The sequence below is a fragment of the Sphingomonas sp. 10B4 genome (genome assembly GCF_035019905.1).
GTDB lineage: Bacteria > Pseudomonadota > Alphaproteobacteria > Sphingomonadales > Sphingomonadaceae > Sphingomonas > Sphingomonas glacialis.
This window is the reverse complement of sequence record NZ_JASJVC010000008.1, coordinates 1-20,827: the sequence shown is the minus strand read 5'-3', so window position 1 is coordinate 20,827 and position 20,827 is coordinate 1. Positions and strand designations below refer to the sequence as shown.

The following is a 20,827-nucleotide window of genomic DNA, read 5'->3' as shown; positions in this document are numbered from 1 at the left end:
GAGGTTTTTCCAATTAGCTGGGCGTCCGGTCAAGCCGGGAATGGCCGATCCGGGTCAAAGAGGCGATAATCTCGATCAGTCCCGGGATCTGCCGCAGCAGCGGAAGCGCGAACCCGGTGAGGGCGGGGCGCTCGGCGGCGTCGCGGACGAGCCCGGCAAGACGGATCGGTCTGGCGGTGGCGCGCGCAAATCGCTGCTGAAAGCCGGGGGCAGCTGCCGCACCGCCTCCTAGATAGGCATGGCCTGCGCGAATGCCACTGGCGATCGCGATGCCCATGCCCTCGCCGGCGAGCGACGGGATGACGCCAGCTTGGTCGCCGAGCCGGAAAAGCCCAGGCGCGCCGTGGAGCGCGCGCCAGCCATAGGGGACATTGGCGATCGCATCGATCGCTTCGCTGCCGCTGCGATACGCGAAGCGTTCGCCGAGCCGCGGATGGTCGCGCCCGAGCTGGTCGAGCAAGGCGGCGGGGCTGCCCGCTTCGATCAACGCCGAGCGGTGGACCGCGAGGCAGCAATTGGCGCTCCCGTCCTCCTGCCGGACGATGCCGACATAGCCGCGGTCGAACAGATGGAGTTCGATCGACTCGCCGATCAGGGCGTCGAGCCCGGGCGCCGCGGGAATACGCACGCGCAAGCCGAGTACGGGATCGCTGCCACGCGCTGCGGCCGGGCGTGCCGCGCCGCGGACGTCATGCTTGCCGCTGGCGAGGAACAGCGTGTCGGCGGCGAGATCCGCACCGTCGTCGAGCCGTGCCGTCAAGCCATCGACGCCGCGCACGGTCACCCCGCGCTCGACCGCCGAGCCAGCGTCGATCGCGCGCTTCAGCATTACCGTGTCGAGCAAATGCCGCGACACGCCATGCGCCGGGCGTGGGAGGCGTGTCTCGACGACGCGTCTGCCCGAAAGCACGCGCACGGTGGTCACGCGCCCGGGACCGAGCGCGTCCGGGGCAACGCCGAGCCGTGCGAGGGATTCGAGGGTGCGCCAGCTCAGGAAACCGCCGCAGATCGCATCGCCCGTCTCGCGGGTTCGCTCGATGAGCAAATGCGGCGCTCCAGCGCGCGCAAGCACGATCGCGGCGCTCGCGCCCGCGGGGCCGCCGCCGAGGATCAGCGCAGGTGTTCGACGCATAACCGAAACGGGAAGGCGCGATAGACACGCGCGGAGACGCCGGCTTCGGCGAGGATCGGGGGCCATTCCGCCGGGCGATACGAGCGAGCGATCGACAGTGTGCCGTCGTGCCGGACGATTCGGTGCCAGCGCGCGAGCGTGGCGAGCAACGGGAATCCCCGATAGGCGAAGCCGTGGCGGTGGAGATCGTTGACCAGCCAGCCGCGCGCGCTTTCCACCTTCATGAAGCGCAGGAAGGCGATCAGCTGATCGTGGTCCATATGGTGCGCCACGAGGCTCGATACGACGAAGTCCCAGCCTTGCCCGGCAAGATCGGCATAGTTGCCGCTCACGTAACGAATGGGCAGATCGGCCGGCGTATGGGCGGCCGCGGCAAGCGCACTGCGCGGGTTGAGGTCGACACCGACAAGGTCGGCCGCAATTCCGCGCCGCGCTGCCCAGCGCGCGATTCGCCGCAGCATGTCGCCATCGCCGAAGCCGACGTCGAGCAGCTTGAGGTGGGGGCGCCCCTTGGTTCCGCGCCCCAGGAAGTCGAGTGTCGGTCGCGCCGCCATCGTCACGACGTTCACCTTGGCGAGATCGCCGACGACCGCGGCATAGATGTCGGGCGCCAGATCATCGGCGTCCATCAGCTCTTCGGCGATGGCGCGCCGCTCAAGCATCATGCGGCGCTCCGAAAGCCGAACCCTTCGGCGGCGAGGCCGGGGCCGAACGCGAGCGCAACGCCCTCACGAATCGGTGGCCCGGCGAGCAAACGCGCGAGCACGAACATCAAGGTTGCCGACGACATGTTGCCATTGTCGGCGAGCACGCCGCGCGATTCCGTCAGCGCATCGGCAGGCAAGGCGAGGCTCGTCTCGACCGCATCGAGGATCGAGCGACCCCCCGCGTGGATCGCCCAGCCATCGATATCGGCGGGTGCGCGCCCCCCGGTCGCGGCGGCGGCGAAGACCGGGTCGCTCAATCCGGCGGCGATACGCGCCGGGACTTCGCCCGACAGATGCATCGCAAAGCCGCGATCGGTGATGTCCCAGCGAATGAGCTCGGCCGAATCGGGGAGGGTGGTTGCGAAGGGCTGGCCGAGCGCGAGACCTTGCGGCTGGGCGGTGACCAACGCTGCGGCCGCGCCATCACCGAATTGCAGCATTGCGAGCAGGGGCTCGAGCGCAGGCGTGTCCTGAAGATGGAGCGTCGAAAGCTCGACGCAGATGACGAGCACGCGCGCAGCAGGATCCGAGCGCACGATGTGGCGCGCGCTGCGCAAGGCCGCGACAGCGGCGTAGCAGCCCATGAACCCGACCAGAAGTCGTTCGACCGACGGATCGAGCCCAAGTCGCGCGGCAACGATCTGGTCGATCCCGGGGGCCACGAAGCCGGTGCAGCTCGCGACGACCAGGTGGGTAATGCCGTCGAGTGAGACTTGGGCCCGTAGCGCATCGATCGCGGCGAGGCTGAGCGCAGGGGCGTATTGCGCGTAGAGTTGCATGCGTTCTGCAGTGCCGGGCAGCAGATCGCGCGCGTAGAAGCCACCCATATCGACGGGCGACCCGCCATCGTCCCCGATCGGCAGCACTGACCAACGATGCCCGATACCGGCACGCCCCGCCATCCGGTCGAAGATCTTCGCCGAGCGCGAGTCGGGCAAACGCGCACGCGCCCAGTCGATAAAGGCATGATGAATGTCGTGATCCGGAACGGCGGTGCCGATCGCGATGATATGAGCGGTGCTAGGCAAGCGAGGCTTTCACAGGGCCGGCGGTACGTCCGGTTCGGAGACAACGCTACGCCAGTCGGTACGATCCGCAAGAGGCCGTAGAATCCATGGGACTTAGCCGAAAGGATCGACCGCCACGTCACGGTGTCCCGTGCGTGGCAGCGATTTCCAGAAAAAGTGGTGCGGCCGAGAAGACTCGAACTTCCACGGGCTTTCGCCCACAACGACCTCAACGTTGCGCGTCTACCAGTTCCGCCACGGCCGCACGTAACATCGCCGGGCGAACCCGGCAGCTGGTAGGCGAGCGCCCCTAGCAAAGGCTTTCGGGGAGTGCAACGCCTATCGCATCGATTGCGTTCAGAGTAGCAGCGCGGGATGCCGCGCCACCGCCCCCTGCTCGACGAAACGCGCCGCATTCTCGCGCTTGCGTGGCCGGTCATGCTGACGAGCCTCAACTGGACGATTCTGAGCGTGACCGACATTGTGGTCGTCGGGCTGACCGGCACCGATCAGGTCGCAGCCCTTGGCGCGAGCCGTGCGCTGACCTTCGTGACCATCGTCGGCGGGCTCGCCTGGCTGTCGGGAACGCTGGTCTTCTCTGCTCGAGCGGACGGCGCGAAGGATTTGCCCGAGACGGGGGCGACGTTGCGCGCCGGGCTCGTGCTGGCGGTGTTGCTGGGTCTCGGCGGCGCGCTTGGCTTCGGACTGTTCGCCGAGCGGTTGTTGGCGGCGATCGGCGTGGCGCCGGCGCTGGTCGATCCGGCGGCGCGCGTGGTGCGGGTGATGGCGCTCTGCTATCCCACACAACTGGCGATGATCGCGGCAAGTTTCTTTCTCGAAGGCATTGCGCGACCGCGTCGTGTAATGGGCGTCAACCTCGCGGTGCTACCGATCAATGCGCTGCTCGCCTGGGCTTGGTCGGGCGGGCATCTCGGCTTTCCCGCGCTTGGCGCGGTGGGGGCTGCGCTCGCGACGGCCATGGCGTCATCGCTCGGCGCGGCGGCGATGCTGGGCGCGGCGTGGACCGTCCCGCAGGCCCGCGAACGCGGCGTGCGAGATCTTTCGGGCGCGGCGTGGGCGACGGCACTGCGCGGGGCGGGGGGCCTTGCGCGATTTGGGATCGTACCCGCGCTCGCCTCGGGGCTCGAGCTCGCCGGCTTCTCGATCCTGATCGCGCTGTCGACCGATTTCGGTGCGGTAACCGCGCACGCCTTCCAGATCGTCTTTGCGGTCCACAATGTCGTGTTCGGCGTCGCGTTGGGGCTCGGGTCGGCCGCCGGGGTCCGTGCGGGCAATGCGGTTGGCGCGGAGACTCCGGCACTGGCGATTCCGCGCGCGCTGATCGCGATGGCGCTGGCGGCGCTGGCGACAGGCGTGCTGGCGATCCTGATCGTGCTCGGACGCGGCACGATCGTCGCGCTGTTCCCCGCCGCTGCTGGCGTCCACGGTTTGGCGCTGGCGATGCTACCGGTCTGGGCGCCGTTCATCCTGTTCGACGGGGTGCAGGTCGTGATCGTCTACACGCTGCGTTCGCTCGGCGATCAGGTGGTGACGGGGATCAACAGCATCGTCGCCTTTTTCCTCATCACCGGCGGTGCTGGCTGGTTGCTGGTCCACCACGGCGCCGGGCCGATCGGACTGGTCTATGCCTCGGGAATCGGCATGGTCGCCGCGACCGTGCTCCACGGCGCGCGCTTCGCGCTGGTCAGCGCGCGGTTTCGCCGGAAAAGCTGAGCACCAGTTCCTTGGCGTTGACCGGCACGTCGAGCTTGGCGCTGTTGAATTCGAGCTTGCCGCGCGGCGCGAGCGTATTGGCCTCGGGCCGAATCATCCAGCTGAAGACGATGCGGCGTTGCGAATCGCGCAGATCGGCGCGGATGTCGGGCACGGGCTGCGGCGAATCGGTCGGGTTGAGCACGGTGCCGCTGACCGCGAAGATCTCGTTGCCGTTGAAGACATGCTGGTCGATCGGCTTGCTGACGATCTTGAGCGGGGTGCCGGCATTGGGCTGGAACAGGTCGCGCGCGAGCCCGGGGGCGCCCGAATAGACGATGCCGCCGAACGCGGCGAGCATCACGACGCCCGCGGCTAGCGCAGCGACGGTTGCACGCTTTGCCGGGTTACGCCGCGCGCGAAACGGTGGTGCGTGGTCAAAGGCGTCGTAGCTGGGAGCGGCGGGCTCGACCGGTAGAGGCTGCTCGGCGGGCGGCGACGTATCGGCCACCGGCGTTTCGACTGGCGGGGCTTCGACGGCGACGGGCGCTTCGCTGCGCGTGTCCGCAGTCTCGGCGGCAACGCCCTCCTGGAACCAGCTATGCTTGCAGCTGGCACAGCGCACGATGCGCCCATCGGGCCCGATCGCAGTGTCGGGAACGAGGTAACGCGTGTGGCACTCGGTACATTCGAGGATCATGATACGGCTTTGGCCCCGTTGCCGACCGCTGGCAACGTATCGCGAAATCTACGCCTTTCGCAGATCGGCTGCAAGCGCCGCGACGCGTGCCCGCTTGTGGCGGCGTGGCGGATCGTGCGATGCAGGACTGGGGCATACGATCAGAAGCGAGCAACACGCGCCACCATGGCGAATATCGTCCAGTTCGAGAATGTGGGGCTACGCTACGGCACCAGCCAGGAGACGCTGACCGATGTCAGCTTCACCCTGTCGAGTGGCGCGTTCTATTTTCTGACCGGCGCATCGGGCGCGGGCAAGACCTCGCTGCTGCGGTTGCTCTATCTCGCGCAGCGGCCGACGCGTGGCAACATCCGGCTGTTCGGCGAGGATGCGGTGACGCTGCCGCGCGCGCGTCTGCCGGGGTTTCGGCGGCGGATCGGCGTGGTGTTCCAGGACTTCCGGCTCGTGCCGCATCTTTCGGCGTTCGACAATATCGCGCTGCCGTTGCGTGTTTCGGGCGTTCCCGAAAGCGATATCGATGCCCCGGTGCGCGAAATGCTCGACTGGGTGGGCCTCAGCGACCGCATCACCGCCAAGCCGCAAACGCTGTCGGGCGGCGAGCAGCAGCGCGTCGCGATCGCGCGCGCCGTGATCGGCCGGCCCGAAATCCTCGTCGCCGATGAGCCGACCGGCAACGTCGATCCCGACATGGCCGAGCGGTTGCTGCATCTGTTCGATTCGCTCAACCGGCTCGGCACGACCGTCGTCGTTGCAACGCACGATTTCCACCTGCTCGGGCGGATCCAGAACGCGCACATGATGCGGCTCGACAAGGGGCGCTTGCTCGATCCGACCGGGTCGCTGCGCTTCCCGCCGCCCGCGAACGGCGAATGAGCGTCGCGTTGATCGCCTCGACCGCCGACCGACGCTTGCTCGATGAAAGCCACAGTACGCGGGTGATGACGTGGATCATGGCGATCATGCTGTTCCTGACGGTGTTGGCGGCAGCGCTCGGGCTGGGGACGCTCGGCGCGGCGGCGCTGCTCGATCGCCAGCTTGCCGGGCGGCTCACCGTCCAGATCGTCGAGCCGGTCGAGGCCAAGCGGCTCGACCAGGCCGCGCGCGCGCTGGCCGCGCTCAAGGCGACGCGCGACGTGACGCGCGCGGTCGAAGTCGATCATGCCAAGCTTGCGACGCTGCTGCGGCCCTGGCTCGGCAGTGACGCGGCCGACCCCGATCTGCCGATCCCCGCGATGATCGATGTCGACCTGGGTGTGGCGGATGCCGCCGCGGTGGCGCGCGTGCGCGCTGCGGTCCGGCGCGTCGCGCCGTCGGCGCGGATCGATCGGCATGAAAGCTGGATGTCGCCGGTGCGCGATTTCATGGCGATGGTGACGTGGCTGGCCGGCGGACTCGTCCTGCTGATGGCGGCGGCGACCGCGGCGGTGGTGATTCTTGCGGCGCGCGCGGGGCTCGAAACGCACCGTGCGACGATCGAGGTGCTCCATATGCTGGGCTCGACCGACGTCCAGGTCGCACGGCTGTTCCAGCGCCGGATCGCGCTCGATACGCTGGTCGGCGGGTTGCTCGGGACCGCGCTCGCCTTCGTCATGGTCGGCGTGATCGGCTGGCAATTGCGCGCGCTTGGCTCGGATTTGCTCGCGGGCCTGACGCTCGGTGTGCGCGACTGGATCGTGCTCGCCGGATTGCCGATCGCGTTTGCCCTGCTTGCGACCTTCGCCGCGCGCCAGGCGGTGCTCGGTACGCTCGGCAAATATCTATGATCCTGCGTTTCCTCGCCGTGCTGGCCCTGCTCTACGCGATCGGCTTTGCGATCTTCCTCAAGACGATGCCCGCCCCGGTTGACGGGCCCAAGACCGACGCGATCGTCGTGCTGACTGGCGGGGCAGGGCGGATCGACCGCGGGCTGGCCCTGCTCAAGGCGCATGCTGGACAGCGTATGCTGATCAGTGGGGTCGCGCCCGAAGTGAAGCCGGGTGAGCTGGCGCACGAATATCGCGTCAGCCCGGCGCTGTTCCGCTGCTGCATCGATCTCGGCCACGAAGCCGTCGATACGCGCTCGAACGCCGAGGAAACCGCAGATTGGGTGCGCGACCATAAATACACCTCGGTGCGGCTGGTCACGTCGGACTGGCACCTCGCACGCGCCAGGCTTGAGCTCGTGAATGCGCTCGACGGCGATGCGAGCGTGATCGGCGACGGCGTGCCGAGCAGCCCGCGCTATCGGCTGCTGATCGGCGAATACAACAAATTGCTGGTGCGGCGCGTCGCGTTGCTGATCGGGGCCGCCACATGACCGCGTTGCGCAACCTGCTGTTCAAGCTGCTATTCTACGGCGGATCGGTGCCGATTGTGCTGACGACGCCGATCTCGGCACTGATCAGCTGGCGCGCGCTCGTCGCGCACACGCATTTCTGGACGCGCTGGCACGGCTGGACGACGCGCCACATCCTCAGGATCGATCAGCGGATCGAGGGCGGGCGCTTCGGCGATATGGCGTTCGGCGGCGCGCCGGTGCTGTACGCCGCGAAGCACCAGTCGATGTACGAGACGCTCGAGCTCGGGCGGATGCTGCGCAACCCCGCGATCGTGATGAAGCAGGAACTGACCGACATTCCGGTGTGGGGCTGGGCGGCGAAGCGCTATGGCGTCATCGTCGTCGATCGCGAGGCGTCGGCGGGCGCGTTGCGGCGGATGCTGCGCGATGCGCGGGCGGCCTTGGCGGCGAAGCGCTCGATCCTGATCTTTCCCGAAGGCACGCGCGTCGAGCCGGGCGAACAGCCCGAACTGCGCGCAGGGTTCGCCGGGCTGTATCAAATGCTCAAGATCCCGGTGGTGCCGGTGGCGATCGACAGCGGGCTGGTGTGGCCGAAGCATGGGCCGAAGGTGCCGGGAACGGTGACGTTCCGCTTCGGCGACCCGATCCCGCCGGGGCTGCCGCGCGAGGAAGCCGAGCGCCGCGTCCACGCCGCGATCAACGCGCTGGATGTGCCGCGCGGCTGAAGTCCCCGTCATCCCCGCGAAAGCGGGGATCCCGCTGCCTGGCCCGCGCCTAGAAGAAGAAGCGGGCCCCTCGCTTTCGCGAGGGTGACGGCGGGGGGAGTCGAAACCGCTATTCGTGCGTGCGCCCGAAATCGGGCGCTGGGTCGTCCTGCCCCTGTTCGATGATCCCGCGGCGTACCGCGCGCGTCTTGGTGAACAGATCGAACAGCTCGTCGCCCTTGCCCCAGCGAATCGCGCGCTGGAGTGCCGACAGATCCTCCGAGAAGCGCTGCAGCATGTCGAGCACCGCCTCGCGATTGGCGAGGAACACGTCGCGCCACATCGTCGGGTCCGACGCCGCGATGCGCGTGAAATCGCGGAAACCGCCCGCCGAATATTTGATCACTTCGGACTGCGTGACCTCTTCCATGTCCGACGCGGTGCCGACGATCGTATAGGCGATGAGGTGCGGCAAATGGCTGGTGATCGCGAGCACGCGGTCGTGATGATCGGGCGCCATCGTTTCGATCTCGGCGCCCAACCGCCGCCAGAACTCGGCGACGCGCTCGACCGCGAGTGCATCGGTGCCCTCGGGTGGCGTCAGGATGCACCAGCGCTTGTGGAACAGCGTCGCGAATCCCGCTTCGGGCCCGCTGCGCTCGGTCCCCGCGACGGGGTGCGCCGGCACGATCGTCGCGTTCGGTAACGCTGCTGTCAGCGCGCGGACGACTTCGGCCTTGCAGCTGCCGACATCGCTGACGACGGCGTCGGCGGGAAGATCTGCGGCGAAATCGCGCGCGGCGGCTTCCATCGCGCCGACCGGCACGCACAGGATGACGAGATCGGCGTCGATCACCGCAGCCCCGCTGCTGCTCGCGACATCGTCGAACATGTCGAGCCGCTCGGCGGTTGCGCGCACATCGGCGTCGGCGTCGTAGCCGGTCAGCGCGACGCTCGGCATCGCGGCACGCGTGGCGCGCGCGATCGAGGATCCGATCAGGCCGATCCCGATGATGGTGACGCGGGCGAAGGGCAGCATGGCGCGGCGCATGGCGGATCGCTGGCGTCATGGCAAGGTTTGCGCCTCTGGCGTTGTCGCGCGCGCCTGCTAGGAGACGGCGAGCAGGAGACGGGAATGCGGGGTGGCGAGACGGTCTGGCATGCGCTCGAGGCGGCGCGACAGGCCAATCTGAGCGAGGCGGGCATCGCCCCGCCGGTGGCGGGCGATACCGGCCAGACGCGGCGTGCGGTGTTGCTGGCGCTGGGCGCGGCTGGCGCGGCGGCGGCGCTGCCACGTACCGCCTTCGCCGCGCCGGGCGGCGGCCCGGTGGCGATCATCGGCGGCGGGATCGCCGGGCTGACCGCGCTCTGGCACCTGACGCAAGCCGGGATCGATGCGCAGCTCTACGAGGCGCGGACGCGGCTCGGCGGGCGCATGTACACCGCGCGCGAACCCGGCAAGCCGACGGTCGAGGCGGGCGGGCAGCTCGTCAACACCGACCATGCCGACATGCACACCCTCGCGCGCGAATTCGGTCTGTCGCTGCTCGACCGCAAGGGCGCGCCGCATCGCACCGTCATCCTGAGCGACGGCAAGGAAGTCCCCGAGGGCAAGCTAGCCGGTGCCTTGCGCGGGATCGCCGGGCAGATCGACGCCGATTCGGTGCGGCTCGACCAGAATTACGCCAAGGTCGCACTCGAGCTCGATGCGATGAGCTTCACCTCGTATCTCGACAAGCACGCCGCGCTGATGCCCGAGCCGTGGGTCCGCCGCTTGATGGAAGCGACCGCGCGGACCGAATATGGCGCCGAGCCGGGGCAGGCCTCGGCGATCGAGCTGGTCTTCAACCTGCCGTCGATTTCGGGACGGCGGATCGACGTGCTCAGCCGCAGCGACGAACGCTATCTGATCGAGGGCGGCAGCAGCGCGCTCATTGCGGCGATGGCGGCGCGGCTGACCGGGCGCATCACCACCAACCGCCGCGTGACGCGGGTCGACCCGTTCGGCCCCGGCGTGCGGATCGTCTTTTCGGACGGAAAGACCGTCGATGCCGCCAACGTCATCGTCACGACGCCCGCGTCGGTCACGCGGAAGATTGATTTCCGCATTCCGCTGCCGCCGCTGTGGACGCGCTTCATCGCCGAGGTCGGGCTTGGCGTGAACATGAAAGTCCAGGCCGGAATGAGCGCGCGGCCGTGGGACAAGGTGATGGGCCGCGGTGGCGAGATCTGGCAGACCAATCCGCACGGCGGCGTCGCCAGCGGCTGGGACGGCAGCGTGCGCGGGCGCGGCGCGAGCGGCGATGTCTGGACCTGGTTCCTCGGCGGCGCCGAAGTCGCCGCGGCCGATACGCCCGAACCCGCCGCGCTGGCCAAGCGCTTCGCCGGCCAGGCCGAAGCCGGGCTGCCGGGTATCACGGCCGCGACGAGCGCGTTCGCACGGCGCAGCACCTGGCACCGCGATCCGCTGTCGATGGGCGCCTATGTCAATTTCCGCCCCGGCCAGCTGACGCGCTTCGGCCGGCTGATCTGGACCGAGGTCGATGGCATGGCGAAGGCGCCGGTTCCGTCGGGTCCGGTGCTGTTCGCCGGCGAGCATCTGTCGGACGCCTATCCCGGCTATATGAACGGCAGCGCGCAGACCGGGCGGCTGGCGGCGCAGACGATCATCGCAGGGCGCGCGCATGCGCGCCGCTTGAGTTGAGCCCTGCGCGGGCCTAACCGCAGGCCATGAGCGAAGATCCGCGTTTCGGGCTAGCCCGCCATGTCAGCCTGCCGGGGCCGCTCCGGCTCGATGGCGGGGTGCTGCTCTCGCCGGTCGAGATCGCCTACGAGACCTATGGCACGCTCAACGCCGACGCCAGCAACGCGATCCTGCTCTGCCACGCGCTGACGGGCGACCAGCATGTCGCCTCGGCGCATCCTGTGACGGGCAAGCCCGGCTGGTGGGTGCGGATGGTCGGCCCGGGCAAGCCGATCGACCCCGCGCGGCACTTCATCGTCTGCGCGAACGTGCTGGGGAGCTGCATGGGTTCGTCGGGCCCCGCGACGATCAACCCCGCGACCGGCGCGCCGTGGGGGATGGCCTTCCCCGTCATCACGATCCGCGACATGGTGCGCGCGCAAGCGCTGCTGCTCGATCATCTCGGGATCGCGACGCTGCACGCCGTCGTCGGCGGGTCGATGGGGGGGATGCAGGCGGTGAGCTGGCCCGCGACCTTCCCCGACCGTGTCCGCGCCGCGGTGGTGATCGCCTCGACCGCGCGCCACACCGCGCAGAACATCGCGTTCCACGAAGTTGGGCGCCAGGCGGTGATGGCCGATCCGAAATGGCGCGGCGGCGCCTATTACGAAGCGGGCGACCCGCCCGCGGCGGGGCTCGCGGTCGCGCGGATGGCGGCGCACATCACCTATCTGTCCGAGGCTGGCCTCACCGAGAAGTTCGGCCGCCGGCTGCAGGCGCGCCCTGACCGCCCCGACGGCGCGATCAGCTTCGGCTTCGACGCCGATTTCCAGATCGAGAGCTATCTGCGCCATCAAGGGATCAGCTTCGTCGATCGCTTCGACGCCAACTCGTATCTCTACATTACGCGGGCGATGGATTATTTCGATCTCGCAGGCGAGCATGGCGGGCAGCTCGCCAACGCCTTCCGCGCGACCAAGGCACGCTTTTGCCTCGTCAGCTTCGACACCGACTGGTTGTACCCGACCGCCGAATCGCGCGCGATCGTCCATGCGCTGAACGCCGCCGGCGCGCCGGTCAGCTTCGTCGAGCTGTCGAGCCCGTACGGCCACGACGCCTTCCTGCTCGAAGCGCCCGAGATGAATCGTGTCGTCAACGGCTTCCTGAGGGCTGGCGAATGATCACGGTATCCGACGACAAGAGCGAGCTCGACGTGGCACAGATCCACGCCTGGCTGGCCTCGAGTTACTGGTTGCCGGGAATCGCGCGCGATCTGGTCGAGCGGACGATCGCCGGGTCGCACTGTCTCGGCGCGTACCGCGACGGCGTACAGGTCGGCTATGCCCGCGCCATCACCGATCGCGCGACCTTTGCCTGGATCGCCGATGTCTGGATCGACGCGGATGCACGCGGGCAGGGGCTTGGGCGGCGGATGGTGCAATGGTTCGTCGATCATCCCGACTATCAGGGCATCCGTCGGATCGCGCTCGTCACCGCCGACGCGCACGGCGTTTACGAAGCGATCGGCTTCCACGCGCCGCTCCGACCCGAACGCTATATGGAGCGGCTCGACCCCGCCTTCGCCGCGGCGCTGCGCGCATGACCGCGCTCCGCCCCGACCTCGCGATCATCGCCGAGCATGTTGCGCCCGGCACGCGGATCCTCGACGTCGGCTGCGGCGATGGCGCGCTGATGGCGGCGCTGCGCGATACCAAGCGCGTCGATGCGCGTGGGCTCGAGCTCGATGCCGGCAATGTCGCGGCCGCAGTGTCGCGCGGGCTGTCGGTGATCCAGGGCGATGCCGATGTGGATCTCGCCGAATATCCGCAGGCGAGCTTCGACTATGCGATCCTCAGCCAGACGTTGCAGACCGCCAAGCGCCCTGATGTCGTGCTCGATCATCTGCTCCGCGTCGGTCGTCAGGCGTTCGTGTCGTTCCCGAACTTCGCGCATTGGCGCGTGCGGATGTCGCTGCTGTGGGGCGGCCGGATGCCAGTGACGCGGCTCTTGCCGGAGCGCTGGTACGACACGCCCAACATCCATCACGTCACGATCGACGATTTCCGCAGCTTCGTGGCTGAGCGCGGAATCGTCGTCGAAGGGGCTTGGTTCCTGTCGGGCGACAAACGTACCGGAACCGCAGCGGCCAACATCCTGGCCGAACATGCCGTCTTCCTGCTGCGCAAACCGGCATAAGCGCGAGGAACCAAAGCGTCCGACGCGGGGTTACTTGGTTTCGTAACACAACCAAGGTCCGCACGGTCATGCCCGCCACTGCCCTCATCGTCGAAGACGAGATTTTCGTCGCGCTCGACCTCGAGCGGATTCTGATGGACGCGGGCTATGCCGTGAAAGCCATTGCCGCGGATCGTTCGGGCGCGCTCGATGCCGCCGAGGACTGCAGTTTCGCACTGGTCGACATCAATCTCCGCGACGGTCCGACCGGCCCGGAATTGGCGCGAACGCTGGCACACGACTATGGTGTGAAGGTCATCTTCGTCACGGCAAATCCGGGTCAGATCGCCCATCCGAGCGGTGCCGTCGGCTATGTCCGCAAGCCGTTCCGCGCCGATGCGATCCTCGCCGCAGCAGCCGCCGCCACGACAGACTTTGACGTGGTGGAGCACGCGGATTTCATTCCGCTCGTCTGAGCTGTGAGGGCTCGGCCTGCCGGGGCAGCCATGCGCGTCAGTTCCGGCTGAGCGAGCTTTCGGGCAGCGTGATTTCGACTTCCAGCCCGCTGCGCTCCCAGCGCTGCGCCACGGTCCCGGCGAGCTGGCGAACTGCGCTCAATTCGATCAGCTGCGAGCCGAATCCGGTCTTGGCCGGCGCTTGCACCATCGGCCCGCCACGCTCGCGCCACTCGATCACGATCCGGTCCCCGACGCGGCGGCTGTGGACGAGGATCGCACCGTTATCGTTGTACAAGGCGCCATATTTGGTCGCGTTGGTGGCAAGCTCATGGAACAGCAACGCGATCGGCGTGGCCGAACGGTCATCGATCGCGACGTCATCGCCACTGATGGTGATGCGCGACGCAGTGCGCGACTGATAGGGTTCGAACAGCTCGGCGAGCAGGCCCTGGAGGCTCGTCTGATCGGCCACCGGACGCGACTGCGCGCTGTGCGGCCGGACGAAATCATGCGCGCGGCCAAGCGCGATGACGCGCGCGCGCAAATCGTCGGCAACAGTGGCAAAGCCCGGATTTGCGCGGGCCGAAAAGCCGATCAGCCCCGAAATCACCGCGAAGATGTTCTTGATGCGGTGGCTGAGCTCCTGCGCGACGACTTCGCGCTCTTCGCTCGCGAGCTTGGCTTCGTGGATGTCGGTGCACGTGCCGAACCAGCGGACGATCGCCCCGGTATCGTCGAAGATCGGCAGCGCGCGGCCGAGCGTCCAGCGATACTGGCCGTCGTGGCGGCGCAGGCGGTATTCGATCTGGTACGGCTCTCCGGTAGCGAGCGAATGTTGCCACACGGCCCAGGCACGGTCCTGATCGTCGGGATGGAACATGCCCGCCCAACCCTCGCCATCGGTCGATCCGGCGGGGACTCCGGTAAACTCGTACCAGCGCGCATTCTAATAATCGTGGAAGCCGTCGGGCTGAGTCGACCACACCATTTGCGGCATCGTGTCGGCAAGCGTGCGGAAGCGCCCCTCGCTGTCGCCGATCGCCGCGCGCGAGGCGGCAGCCGAGCGACTGTCGCCAAGCCGCCGCAGCACATCCTCGGCAAGCACCTTCAAGCCCTGGCGCTGCAGCGCGGTCAGCCCGGCGCGCGGAACGGTGTCGATCACGCAGAGCGACCCGAGCGGAATGCCGTCGTCGCGCACCAGCGGCACGCCCGCGTAGAATCGGATGCCGAGTCCATCGATGACGAGCGGATTGTCGGCGAACCGCGGATCCTGCGTCGCGTCGGGAATGACCATGATGTCGTCCTCGCGCATCGCATACGCACAGAACGACATTTCGCGCGGTGTTTCAGTCAGATCGAGTCCGGTGCGCGACAAGAAGGTCTGGCGCTCGGCCTCGACGATGCTGACCAGGCCGACCGGAACCTCGCACAACGCCGCGGCGAAATCGGTGATGCGGCGCAAGGCCGCATCGTCGCGGAGCGACTCGATATCGTGTTCGGCAATCGCCGCAGCGCGCACGCGCTCGTCGATCCGCCAGCCGGGTGCAACCGGCAAGGGCGGTTGGGAAGTTTGGGTCATGTCCGACATCAACGCGACAGGTCGCTCCCGGTTCAGAATGGTACGTCGTCGTCCAGATCGTCGGCAAACCCGCCACGCTGGCCACCGCCGCCGGCAGGCGCGCCGCCGCCGCGTGCCCCGCCGCCACCGCTGCGCTGACCGCCGCCGTAGCCGCCACCACCGCCGCCGCCGCCGCCGCCGCCGCCGAAATCGTCATTCCCGCCGAAATCGTCGCGCTGGCCGCCACCACCGCCGCCGCCGCCGCCCGAACCGGGCGCGCCGTCGAGCATCGTCAGCACGCCGTTGAAGCCCTGGAGCACGATCTCGGTCGAATATTTGTCGTTACCGCTGGCATCCTGCCATTTGCGCGTCTTGAGCGCGCCCTCGATATAGACCTTCGAGCCCTTGCGCAGATAGCGCTCGGCGACGCCGCCGAGCGCTTCGTTGAAGATCGCGACCGAATGCCACTCGGTCTGTTCCTTGCGCTCGCCGGTGTTCTTGTCCTTCCACGTCTCCGACGTGGCGATGCGCAAATTCACGACCTTGCCGCCATTCTGGAACGACTTGCTCTCGGGATCGCGCCCGAGATTGCCGACGATGATCACCTTGTTGACGCTGCCGCCCGCCATATCCCTAATCCCGCTGCTGGGGCTCGCTACAGCCCGAATCCGATCGCGGCCCAATAGACCGCTCCTGCAGCGATGTAAGCGAGCGCGAACAAATAGCCAACCATGAAGGCGGGCCACTTCCATCCGTTGGTCTCGCGCCGGGTAACGGCAATCGTCGAGATGCACTGCGGCGCGAACACGAACCACATCAGGAAGGCGAGCGCGGTCGGCAGGCTCCAGCGTTTATGGAGCGTCTGCGCCATCTTGGTTTCGCTCTGCTCGCCCGCGGTGTCGATCGCATAGACCGTGCCGAGCGCCGCCACCGCGACCTCGCGCGCGGCCATTGCCGGAATCAATGCGAGCACGATGTCGCGATTGAAGCCGATCGGACGGAAAGCGGGTTCGATCGTATTGGCGATCCGTCCCGCGACCGAATAATTGACCGCCGAGACAGGGCTGCCCTCGGGCGGTTTGGGAAAGCTCAGCAGCGCCCACAGCACGATCGTCGTGAAGGCGATCGTGGTGCCGGCGCGCTTGAGGAAGATTTCCGCACGGCTCCACAGCCCGATCGCGAGATCGCGCAGCCGCGGCAGCTGGTACTTCGGCATCTCCATCATGAAGCCCGACGATGCGCCCTTGGTCACGGTTCGGCGCAGCACGAAAGCGACGACGAACGCGCCGACCACGCCCATGACGTAGAGCCCGAGCATCACCAGCCCCTGCAGCCCGACGAACGGCAGCACCTTGGTGTCGGGGATCAGCGCGCCGATCACCAGCGTATAGACCGGCAGCCGCGCGGAACATGTCATCAGCGGCGCGACGAGGATCGTCGTGAGCCGGTCCTTCTCGTCCTCGATCGTGCGCGTCGACATGATGCCGGGCACCGCGCAGGCAAAGCTCGACAGCAAGGGGATGAACGCGCGCCCCGACAGCCCCACGCTCGCCATCACGCGGTCCATCAGGAACGCGGCGCGAACCATGTAGCCGCTCGCTTCGAGCACCAGGATGAAGAAGAACATGATCAGGATCTGCGGCAGGAACTTCACCACCGCGCCGACGCCCGCGATGATCCCGTCGGTGATCAGCGAGCGCAGCACCGAATCGGGCATCACGTCCTTGATCTGCGCCGACACACCATCGAATACGCCCGCAATCGCCTCTGCCGGCGCGGCGCCTGCAAAGAACACCGCCTGGAACATCACGAACAGGATGGCGAAGAGCAGCACCAGCCCGAACACCGGATGCAGCGCAACCGCATCGAGCGCATTGCCCCAGCGTCGCGCCGGCGCTTCCGCGACCGTCGCCGCTTGTGCGATCTTCCGCGCGCGGCGTTGCAGCGTGACGATATCCTCGCCGATCGCGTGATTGCTCGGGCGCAGCCGGATCGCCGCGTCGGCATCGACGATCCCGCCGAGCAGGATCTTAAGCTCGTCGAGCCCGCGTCGCCGCACCGCGACGGTCGGTACGACCGGCACGCCGAGTTCGGCCGAGAGCTTCAACGGATCGAGCGTCAGCCCGTCGCGCTCGGCAAGATCGAACATGTTGAGCGCTACCACGACCGGCAGACCGAGCGCGATCAGCTGGAGCGTGAAGCGGAGATGATTGTCGAGGTTCGACGCGTCGACCACCACGACTAGGGCGTCGGGCAGCCGCTCGCCCGCCTGCGTGCCGGTGACGAAGTCGCGCGTCACGCGCTCGTCGGGGCTCGAGGGTTCGAGGCTATAGGCGCCGGGCAGGTCGACCAGATCGACGATGCGGCCATCGGGGAGCGTCAGCTTGCCCGAATGGCGCTCGACGGTGACGCCGGGATAATTGCCGACCTTTTGCCGGGCGCCGGTCAGCGCGTTGAACAGCGCGCTCTTGCCGGCATTCGGATTGCCGACCAGCGCCACCAGCGGCGCAGCGGTCATCTTACTGCGTGACGGGCGAGACGAGGATCGCGCCGGCGACCGCGCGGCGGAGCGCGACGGTCATGCGGCCGATGCGGCACGCGATCGGCCCCTTGCCGAGGCTCGCGCGGTGGAGGACTTCGACACCGACGCCTTCGTCGAAGCCGAGTTCGCGCAAGCGGCGCGCCTCGGGCGTCGAGAGATGCGTCCAGTCGATCGCCGCGACCGTCGCCTGGCGGCGTTGCGGCAGCGACTCGAGGCTGAGCGACTCAGGAGCGGAAAGCTTCATGCTACGCAAGATATCCATCTGCGAGCGATTATCAATAACAACGCCGCAACACCAGCTTTAATTGCGACGCACTCGCAAACAGCGCGATCACACCGCTGGGTAGCGCAGCCGTCCGATGAAGCGCGACAGGCTGGGGCGGAGCTCGGACTTGGTGACGAGCTTTGCCTTGGCGGTTTCGAACCGCAGGATCCCTTCGATCCGCCGCGCCAGGAACGCGCGCGTGTCGGCATAGCCGTCGCTCTGGTCGTCGATAAAGACGGTGACGGTCGCGGCATAGACGCCCGCAAGGATCGCGCGCTTGGTGTAATGATTATAGTCGGTCGCGGTGTCGCCCGCGGCGCGCCAGATGACGTCGGCCGCGTGCCAGCCGAGCTTGACCCCACGTGCGGCGTTCTGCGGCAGCGCCAGGATGGCGAGCGCGCGGCGTAGCGCTTCGCGATCGGGCGCCGTCTCGGCAAGGCGAGCTCCGACCAGCGCGGTGATCTTCTCGCGCACCTTCATCGTGCCGCGCGCTTCGGGCGGAACGCGCACCAGCATGTTGGAGTCGACATGCGCGAACCACGCCGCGATCATGTCGACCGCACCGCCGGGAAAGGCGAGCCGCGCGACGTCGCGATCGACGCCGGCGCCATCGGCGGCCATGTCGCGCGCCGCATCGCCCCAGCCGTCAAAGCCCGCATTGCTGGCGATGGCAGGCGCGAGCGCCGCGCGGATTTCGTCGAGCGTCGCGTCGTCGAGCGAGGCGGTTGGTGCGATCGAGTCTGTCATGCTTGCTATCTAGGCGCGTGGACGCCGACTGACCAGTACGAGTGCGATCGCAACGAGCACCGCGCCGACCAAATCGGGCAGCCCCAGCCGCTCGCCATAGACGATCCAGCCGATCGTCCCTGCGACCACCGGCTGCGTCAGCAAACCGAGCCCGACGGTCAGCGGCGGCAAGCGGCCGAGCGCATAGATCATCAGCCCTTGGCCGATGATCTGGCTGACCAGCGCAAGGCCGATCAGCGGGGTCCAGTCGGTCGGCAGGATCTTTTCCCCCATCGCCAGCGCGAAGCCGAGCAGCGGCAGCACGCTTGCGAGCGTCGACAGCGCCAGCGCGGGAAGCGGCGCCATCGTCGCGCGCGCGCGCGCCATCAGGATGAAATAGCCGGTATAGAGGATGCCCGCGGTCAGGCAGAGCAGGTCGCCCGCGAGATGACGCGGATCGAGCTGGTACGACCGCCCCATCAGCAGCCCCGCGCCGATCGTCGCGAGCCCAAGCGCCACGCCCTGGACCCGCGTCGGCCAAGCGCGCGCGACGAGGAAGCCGTAGAGTGGGAACATCAACGTCGCCGAATTGCCGAACAGCGTGGCATTGGCGAGCGTCGTGCGCAGGATCCCGAGATGCCAGCTGCCGAGATCGGCGGCAAAGCACAGCCCGCCGATCGCGATGATTCCCCACAGTGCGCGCGGCACTTCGCGCGGTCGCCAGCCCGTCGCCAGCGCTGCGCCGGCAAGGATCGGCGCCGCGAGCGTGATCCGCCAGAACGCCGATGCGATCGGCCCGGTATCGGCGAGGCGGACGAACCACGGCCCGAAGGCGAGTGCGGCATTGGCAACGATCAAAGCGAGCAGCGGGAGCACCGCCGTTTCGGCAGCGACAGATTTTCTTTTCGGCGAACGCGGGTGCATGCTGCCCCCTAGCTTCCTATCTGGGGCGCGTCTCAGCAAAAGGACTCCGCATGCCAAGTCTGTTCGATCCCATCCAGCTCGGTGCGATCCACGCCCCCAACCGCATCCTGATGGCCCCGCTGACGCGCGGCCGCGCCACGAAGGCGCATGTGCCGACTGAGATGATGGCCGAATATTACACGCAGCGCGCCAGCGCCGGCCTGATCATCTCGGAAGCCACCGGGATCAGCCAGGAAGGCCTTGGCTGGCCGTTCGCGCCGGGCCTGTGGACCGACGAGCAGGTCGAAGCGTGGAAGCCCGTCACCGATTCGGTCCATGCCGCGGGCGGCCGGATCATCGTCCAGATGTGGCATATGGGGCGCCAGGTGCATTCGTCGGTGATCGGCGGACAGCCGGTTTCGTCGTCGGCCACTGCGACGGCGGGCCAGGCGCACACCTACGAAGGCAAGCAGGATTTCGAGACGGCGCGTCCGCTCGCGCTCGACGAGATTCCGCGCCTGCTCGCCGATTACGAGCTCGCGACAAAGAACGCACTCGCCGCCGGGTTCGACGGCGTCCAGATCCACGGCGCGAACGGCTATCTGATCGACCAGTTCCTGCGCGATAACGCCAATTTCCGCGATGACATCTATGGCGGCTCGATCGAGAATCGCATCCGCCTGATGCGCGAGGTGACCGAGCGCGTCGCTGGCGTCGCAGGGGCCGACCGCACGTCGATCCGCCTGTCGCCCAATGGCGATTCGCAGGGCGTCGACGACAGCAATCCCAAGGCGCTGTTCGTCGCTGCGGCCAAGGCGCTCGACGAGATCGGCATCGCGTTCCTCGAACTGCGCGAGCCCGGCCCCGACGGCACGTTCGGCCGCACCGACGTTCCCAAGCTCTCGCCCGAAATCCGCGAGGCGTTCTCGAACCCGCTCGTGCTGAACTCAGACTATCGCAGCGTCGAAGAGGCGCAGGCGGCGATCGATTCGGGGGTCGCCGATGCGATCGCGTTCGGCCGCACCTTCATCAGCAATCCCGATCTGCCCGAGCGTCTGCGCACCGGTGCGCCGCTCGCCGCGGATAACCCGCGGACGTGGTACAGTCAGGGCGCCGAGGGGTATATCGACTATCCGGCGCTGGAAACCGCCGAAGCCTGAACGAAAGCGTGCGGCGGGGGGGGGGGGGGGGGGGGGGGGGCGCCCCCCCCCCCCCCCCCCCCCCCCCCCCCCCCCCCCCCCCCCCCCCCCCCCCCCCCCCCCCCCCCCCCCCCCCC

General features: G+C 68.1%; 21 protein-coding genes, 1 tRNA gene and 1 pseudogene. 11 read left to right on the top strand and 12 right to left on the bottom strand.

The features are described from left to right. Positions 1 to 13: 13 nt before the first annotated feature. From QN347_RS03975 to QN347_RS03960, 4 genes are all read right to left on the bottom strand, one after another. Positions 14 to 1,132 (bottom strand): NAD(P)/FAD-dependent oxidoreductase, encoded by a 1,119-nt coding sequence (locus QN347_RS03975; RefSeq protein ID WP_322161531.1) that lies wholly within the window; start codon positions 1,130 to 1,132, stop codon positions 14 to 16. Then, entirely contained in the window at positions 1,111 to 1,797 is a 687-nt protein-coding gene (locus QN347_RS03970) for a methyltransferase domain-containing protein (RefSeq protein ID WP_322161529.1), read from the bottom strand. Before QN347_RS03970 ends, QN347_RS03975 begins: the two co-directional genes overlap by 22 nt. Next, positions 1,794 to 2,867, bottom strand: a complete 1,074-nt coding sequence (locus QN347_RS03965) for a type III polyketide synthase (protein ID WP_322161527.1) — start codon at positions 2,865 to 2,867, stop codon at positions 1,794 to 1,796. The genes QN347_RS03970 and QN347_RS03965 overlap by 4 nt, the downstream gene beginning before the upstream one ends. A gap of 157 nt (positions 2,868 to 3,024) precedes the next feature. Then, positions 3,025 to 3,111, bottom strand: a tRNA-Leu gene (locus QN347_RS03960). A gap of 110 nt (positions 3,112 to 3,221) precedes the next feature. On the opposite strand from QN347_RS03960, the gene QN347_RS03955 reads away from it, so the two are divergent. Further along, a complete protein-coding gene (locus QN347_RS03955; RefSeq protein ID WP_322161525.1) occupies positions 3,222 to 4,580 on the top strand; it encodes an MATE family efflux transporter in 1,359 nt (452 codons plus the stop codon). On the opposite strand, the gene QN347_RS03950 is transcribed toward QN347_RS03955, so the two are convergent. Then, entirely contained in the window at positions 4,552 to 5,259 is a 708-nt protein-coding gene (locus QN347_RS03950; RefSeq protein WP_322161523.1) for an MJ0042-type zinc finger domain-containing protein, read from the bottom strand. The two genes, QN347_RS03955 and QN347_RS03950, sit on opposite strands and share 29 nt — an antisense overlap. Positions 5,260 to 5,424: 165 nt before the next feature. Here QN347_RS03950 and ftsE point away from each other — a divergent pair, with 165 nt between their 5' ends. Genes ftsE through QN347_RS03930 form a run of 4 tightly spaced genes read left to right on the top strand, consistent with a single transcriptional unit; the run spans position 5,425 to position 8,262 of the window. After that, complete coding sequence (gene ftsE / locus QN347_RS03945; protein ID WP_133191228.1) at positions 5,425 to 6,132, top strand: cell division ATP-binding protein FtsE; 708 nt, start codon at positions 5,425 to 5,427, stop codon at positions 6,130 to 6,132. Next, complete coding sequence (locus QN347_RS03940; RefSeq protein ID WP_322161521.1) at positions 6,129 to 7,022, top strand: cell division protein FtsX; 894 nt, start codon at positions 6,129 to 6,131, stop codon at positions 7,020 to 7,022. The genes ftsE and QN347_RS03940 overlap by 4 nt, the downstream gene beginning before the upstream one ends. Then, entirely contained in the window at positions 7,019 to 7,555 is a 537-nt protein-coding gene (locus tag QN347_RS03935) for a YdcF family protein (protein WP_322161519.1), read from the top strand. Before QN347_RS03940 ends, QN347_RS03935 begins: the two co-directional genes overlap by 4 nt. Then, on the top strand, positions 7,552 to 8,262 hold the full coding sequence (locus QN347_RS03930; RefSeq protein ID WP_133191222.1) for a lysophospholipid acyltransferase family protein: 711 nt from the start codon (positions 7,552 to 7,554) through the stop codon (positions 8,260 to 8,262). The genes QN347_RS03935 and QN347_RS03930 overlap by 4 nt, the downstream gene beginning before the upstream one ends. Before the next feature lie 109 nt (positions 8,263 to 8,371). On the opposite strand, the gene QN347_RS03925 is transcribed toward QN347_RS03930, so the two are convergent. Continuing rightward, positions 8,372 to 9,280 (bottom strand): prephenate/arogenate dehydrogenase family protein, encoded by a 909-nt coding sequence (locus QN347_RS03925; RefSeq protein WP_165954585.1) that lies wholly within the window; start codon positions 9,278 to 9,280, stop codon positions 8,372 to 8,374. Positions 9,281 to 9,376: 96 nt separating this feature from the next. Between QN347_RS03925 and QN347_RS03920 the strand changes: the two genes are divergently transcribed. The 5 genes from QN347_RS03920 (at position 9,377) to QN347_RS03900 (ending at position 13,575) form a co-directional block, all read left to right on the top strand. Then, positions 9,377 to 10,945: an NAD(P)/FAD-dependent oxidoreductase gene (locus tag QN347_RS03920; RefSeq protein WP_322161516.1), complete on the top strand. Its 1,569-nt coding sequence runs from the start codon at positions 9,377 to 9,379 to the stop codon at positions 10,943 to 10,945. Between the two features lie 26 nt (positions 10,946 to 10,971). Beyond that, positions 10,972 to 12,105: a homoserine O-acetyltransferase MetX gene (gene metX, locus QN347_RS03915; RefSeq protein ID WP_322161515.1), complete on the top strand. Its 1,134-nt coding sequence runs from the start codon at positions 10,972 to 10,974 to the stop codon at positions 12,103 to 12,105. Beyond that, positions 12,102 to 12,527, top strand: a complete 426-nt coding sequence (locus tag QN347_RS03910; RefSeq protein ID WP_322161513.1) for a GNAT family N-acetyltransferase — start codon at positions 12,102 to 12,104, stop codon at positions 12,525 to 12,527. The genes metX and QN347_RS03910 overlap by 4 nt, the downstream gene beginning before the upstream one ends. Next, positions 12,524 to 13,120 (top strand): methionine biosynthesis protein MetW, encoded by a 597-nt coding sequence (gene metW / locus QN347_RS03905; RefSeq protein ID WP_322161511.1) that lies wholly within the window; start codon positions 12,524 to 12,526, stop codon positions 13,118 to 13,120. Before QN347_RS03910 ends, metW begins: the two co-directional genes overlap by 4 nt. A gap of 68 nt (positions 13,121 to 13,188) precedes the next feature. Next, entirely contained in the window at positions 13,189 to 13,575 is a 387-nt protein-coding gene (locus tag QN347_RS03900) for a response regulator (RefSeq protein WP_133191210.1), read from the top strand. A 37-nt stretch (positions 13,576 to 13,612) separates the two neighbouring features. Here the strand turns inward: QN347_RS03900 and QN347_RS03895 are convergent. The 6 genes and pseudogenes from QN347_RS03895 to QN347_RS03870 form a co-directional block, all read right to left on the bottom strand. Next, positions 13,613 to 15,136 (bottom strand): annotated as a pseudogene (locus QN347_RS03895) (PAS domain-containing protein). Positions 15,137 to 15,168: 32 nt separating this feature from the next. Next, positions 15,169 to 15,744 carry a single-stranded DNA-binding protein gene (ssb, locus tag QN347_RS03890; RefSeq protein WP_322161510.1) on the bottom strand — a complete coding sequence of 192 codons (576 nt, stop codon included), beginning with the start codon at positions 15,742 to 15,744 and terminating at the stop codon, positions 15,169 to 15,171. 26 nt (positions 15,745 to 15,770) lie between these two features. Next, positions 15,771 to 17,633, bottom strand: a complete 1,863-nt coding sequence (gene feoB, locus QN347_RS03885) for a ferrous iron transporter B (protein WP_133191204.1) — start codon at positions 17,631 to 17,633, stop codon at positions 15,771 to 15,773. Between the two features lies 1 nt (position 17,634). Continuing rightward, positions 17,635 to 17,901, bottom strand: a complete 267-nt coding sequence (locus QN347_RS03880) for a FeoA family protein (protein WP_133191202.1) — start codon at positions 17,899 to 17,901, stop codon at positions 17,635 to 17,637. Positions 17,902 to 17,988: 87 nt separating this feature from the next. Then, positions 17,989 to 18,669 carry a COQ9 family protein gene (locus QN347_RS03875; protein WP_322161508.1) on the bottom strand — a complete coding sequence of 227 codons (681 nt, stop codon included), beginning with the start codon at positions 18,667 to 18,669 and terminating at the stop codon, positions 17,989 to 17,991. A 9-nt stretch (positions 18,670 to 18,678) separates the two neighbouring features. Then, the gene (locus QN347_RS03870; RefSeq protein ID WP_322161507.1) at positions 18,679 to 19,572 is read right to left on the bottom strand and encodes a DMT family transporter; all 894 of its coding nucleotides are present in this window, start codon (positions 19,570 to 19,572) and stop codon (positions 18,679 to 18,681) included. Positions 19,573 to 19,622: 50 nt separating this feature from the next. Here QN347_RS03870 and QN347_RS03865 point away from each other — a divergent pair, with 50 nt between their 5' ends. Beyond that, positions 19,623 to 20,711, top strand: a complete 1,089-nt coding sequence (locus QN347_RS03865; protein WP_322161506.1) for an alkene reductase — start codon at positions 19,623 to 19,625, stop codon at positions 20,709 to 20,711. Positions 20,712 to 20,827 lie beyond the last annotated feature (116 nt).

Bases quoted from the DNA above. Each gene is read 5' to 3' on its own strand.
- QN347_RS03955 (WP_322161525.1), top strand. From the start codon at position 3,222: ATGCCGCGCCACCGCCCCCTGCTCGACGAAACGCGCCGCATTCTCGCG.
- feoB (WP_133191204.1), bottom strand. From the start codon at position 17,633: ATGACCGCTGCGCCGCTGGTGGCGCTGGTCGGCAATCCGAATGCCGGC.
- QN347_RS03975 (WP_322161531.1), bottom strand. From the start codon at position 1,132: ATGCGTCGAACACCTGCGCTGATCCTCGGCGGCGGCCCCGCGGGCGCG.
- QN347_RS03970 (WP_322161529.1), bottom strand. From the start codon at position 1,797: ATGATGCTTGAGCGGCGCGCCATCGCCGAAGAGCTGATGGACGCCGAT.
- QN347_RS03940 (WP_322161521.1), top strand. From the start codon at position 6,129: ATGAGCGTCGCGTTGATCGCCTCGACCGCCGACCGACGCTTGCTCGAT.
- QN347_RS03880 (WP_133191202.1), bottom strand. From the start codon at position 17,901: ATGAAGCTTTCCGCTCCTGAGTCGCTCAGCCTCGAGTCGCTGCCGCAA.
- ssb (WP_322161510.1), bottom strand. From the start codon at position 15,744: ATGGCGGGCGGCAGCGTCAACAAGGTGATCATCGTCGGCAATCTCGGG.
- QN347_RS03925 (WP_165954585.1), bottom strand. From the start codon at position 9,280: ATGCTGCCCTTCGCCCGCGTCACCATCATCGGGATCGGCCTGATCGGA.
- QN347_RS03870 (WP_322161507.1), bottom strand. From the start codon at position 19,572: ATGCACCCGCGTTCGCCGAAAAGAAAATCTGTCGCTGCCGAAACGGCG.
- QN347_RS03910 (WP_322161513.1), top strand. From the start codon at position 12,102: ATGATCACGGTATCCGACGACAAGAGCGAGCTCGACGTGGCACAGATC.
- QN347_RS03875 (WP_322161508.1), bottom strand. From the start codon at position 18,669: ATGACAGACTCGATCGCACCAACCGCCTCGCTCGACGACGCGACGCTC.
- ftsE (WP_133191228.1), top strand. From the start codon at position 5,425: ATGGCGAATATCGTCCAGTTCGAGAATGTGGGGCTACGCTACGGCACC.
- metX (WP_322161515.1), top strand. From the start codon at position 10,972: ATGAGCGAAGATCCGCGTTTCGGGCTAGCCCGCCATGTCAGCCTGCCG.
- QN347_RS03865 (WP_322161506.1), top strand. From the start codon at position 19,623: ATGCCAAGTCTGTTCGATCCCATCCAGCTCGGTGCGATCCACGCCCCC.
- QN347_RS03920 (WP_322161516.1), top strand. From the start codon at position 9,377: ATGCGGGGTGGCGAGACGGTCTGGCATGCGCTCGAGGCGGCGCGACAG.
- QN347_RS03950 (WP_322161523.1), bottom strand. From the start codon at position 5,259: ATGATCCTCGAATGTACCGAGTGCCACACGCGTTACCTCGTTCCCGAC.
- QN347_RS03930 (WP_133191222.1), top strand. From the start codon at position 7,552: ATGACCGCGTTGCGCAACCTGCTGTTCAAGCTGCTATTCTACGGCGGA.
- metW (WP_322161511.1), top strand. From the start codon at position 12,524: ATGACCGCGCTCCGCCCCGACCTCGCGATCATCGCCGAGCATGTTGCG.
- QN347_RS03935 (WP_322161519.1), top strand. From the start codon at position 7,019: ATGATCCTGCGTTTCCTCGCCGTGCTGGCCCTGCTCTACGCGATCGGC.
- QN347_RS03900 (WP_133191210.1), top strand. From the start codon at position 13,189: ATGCCCGCCACTGCCCTCATCGTCGAAGACGAGATTTTCGTCGCGCTC.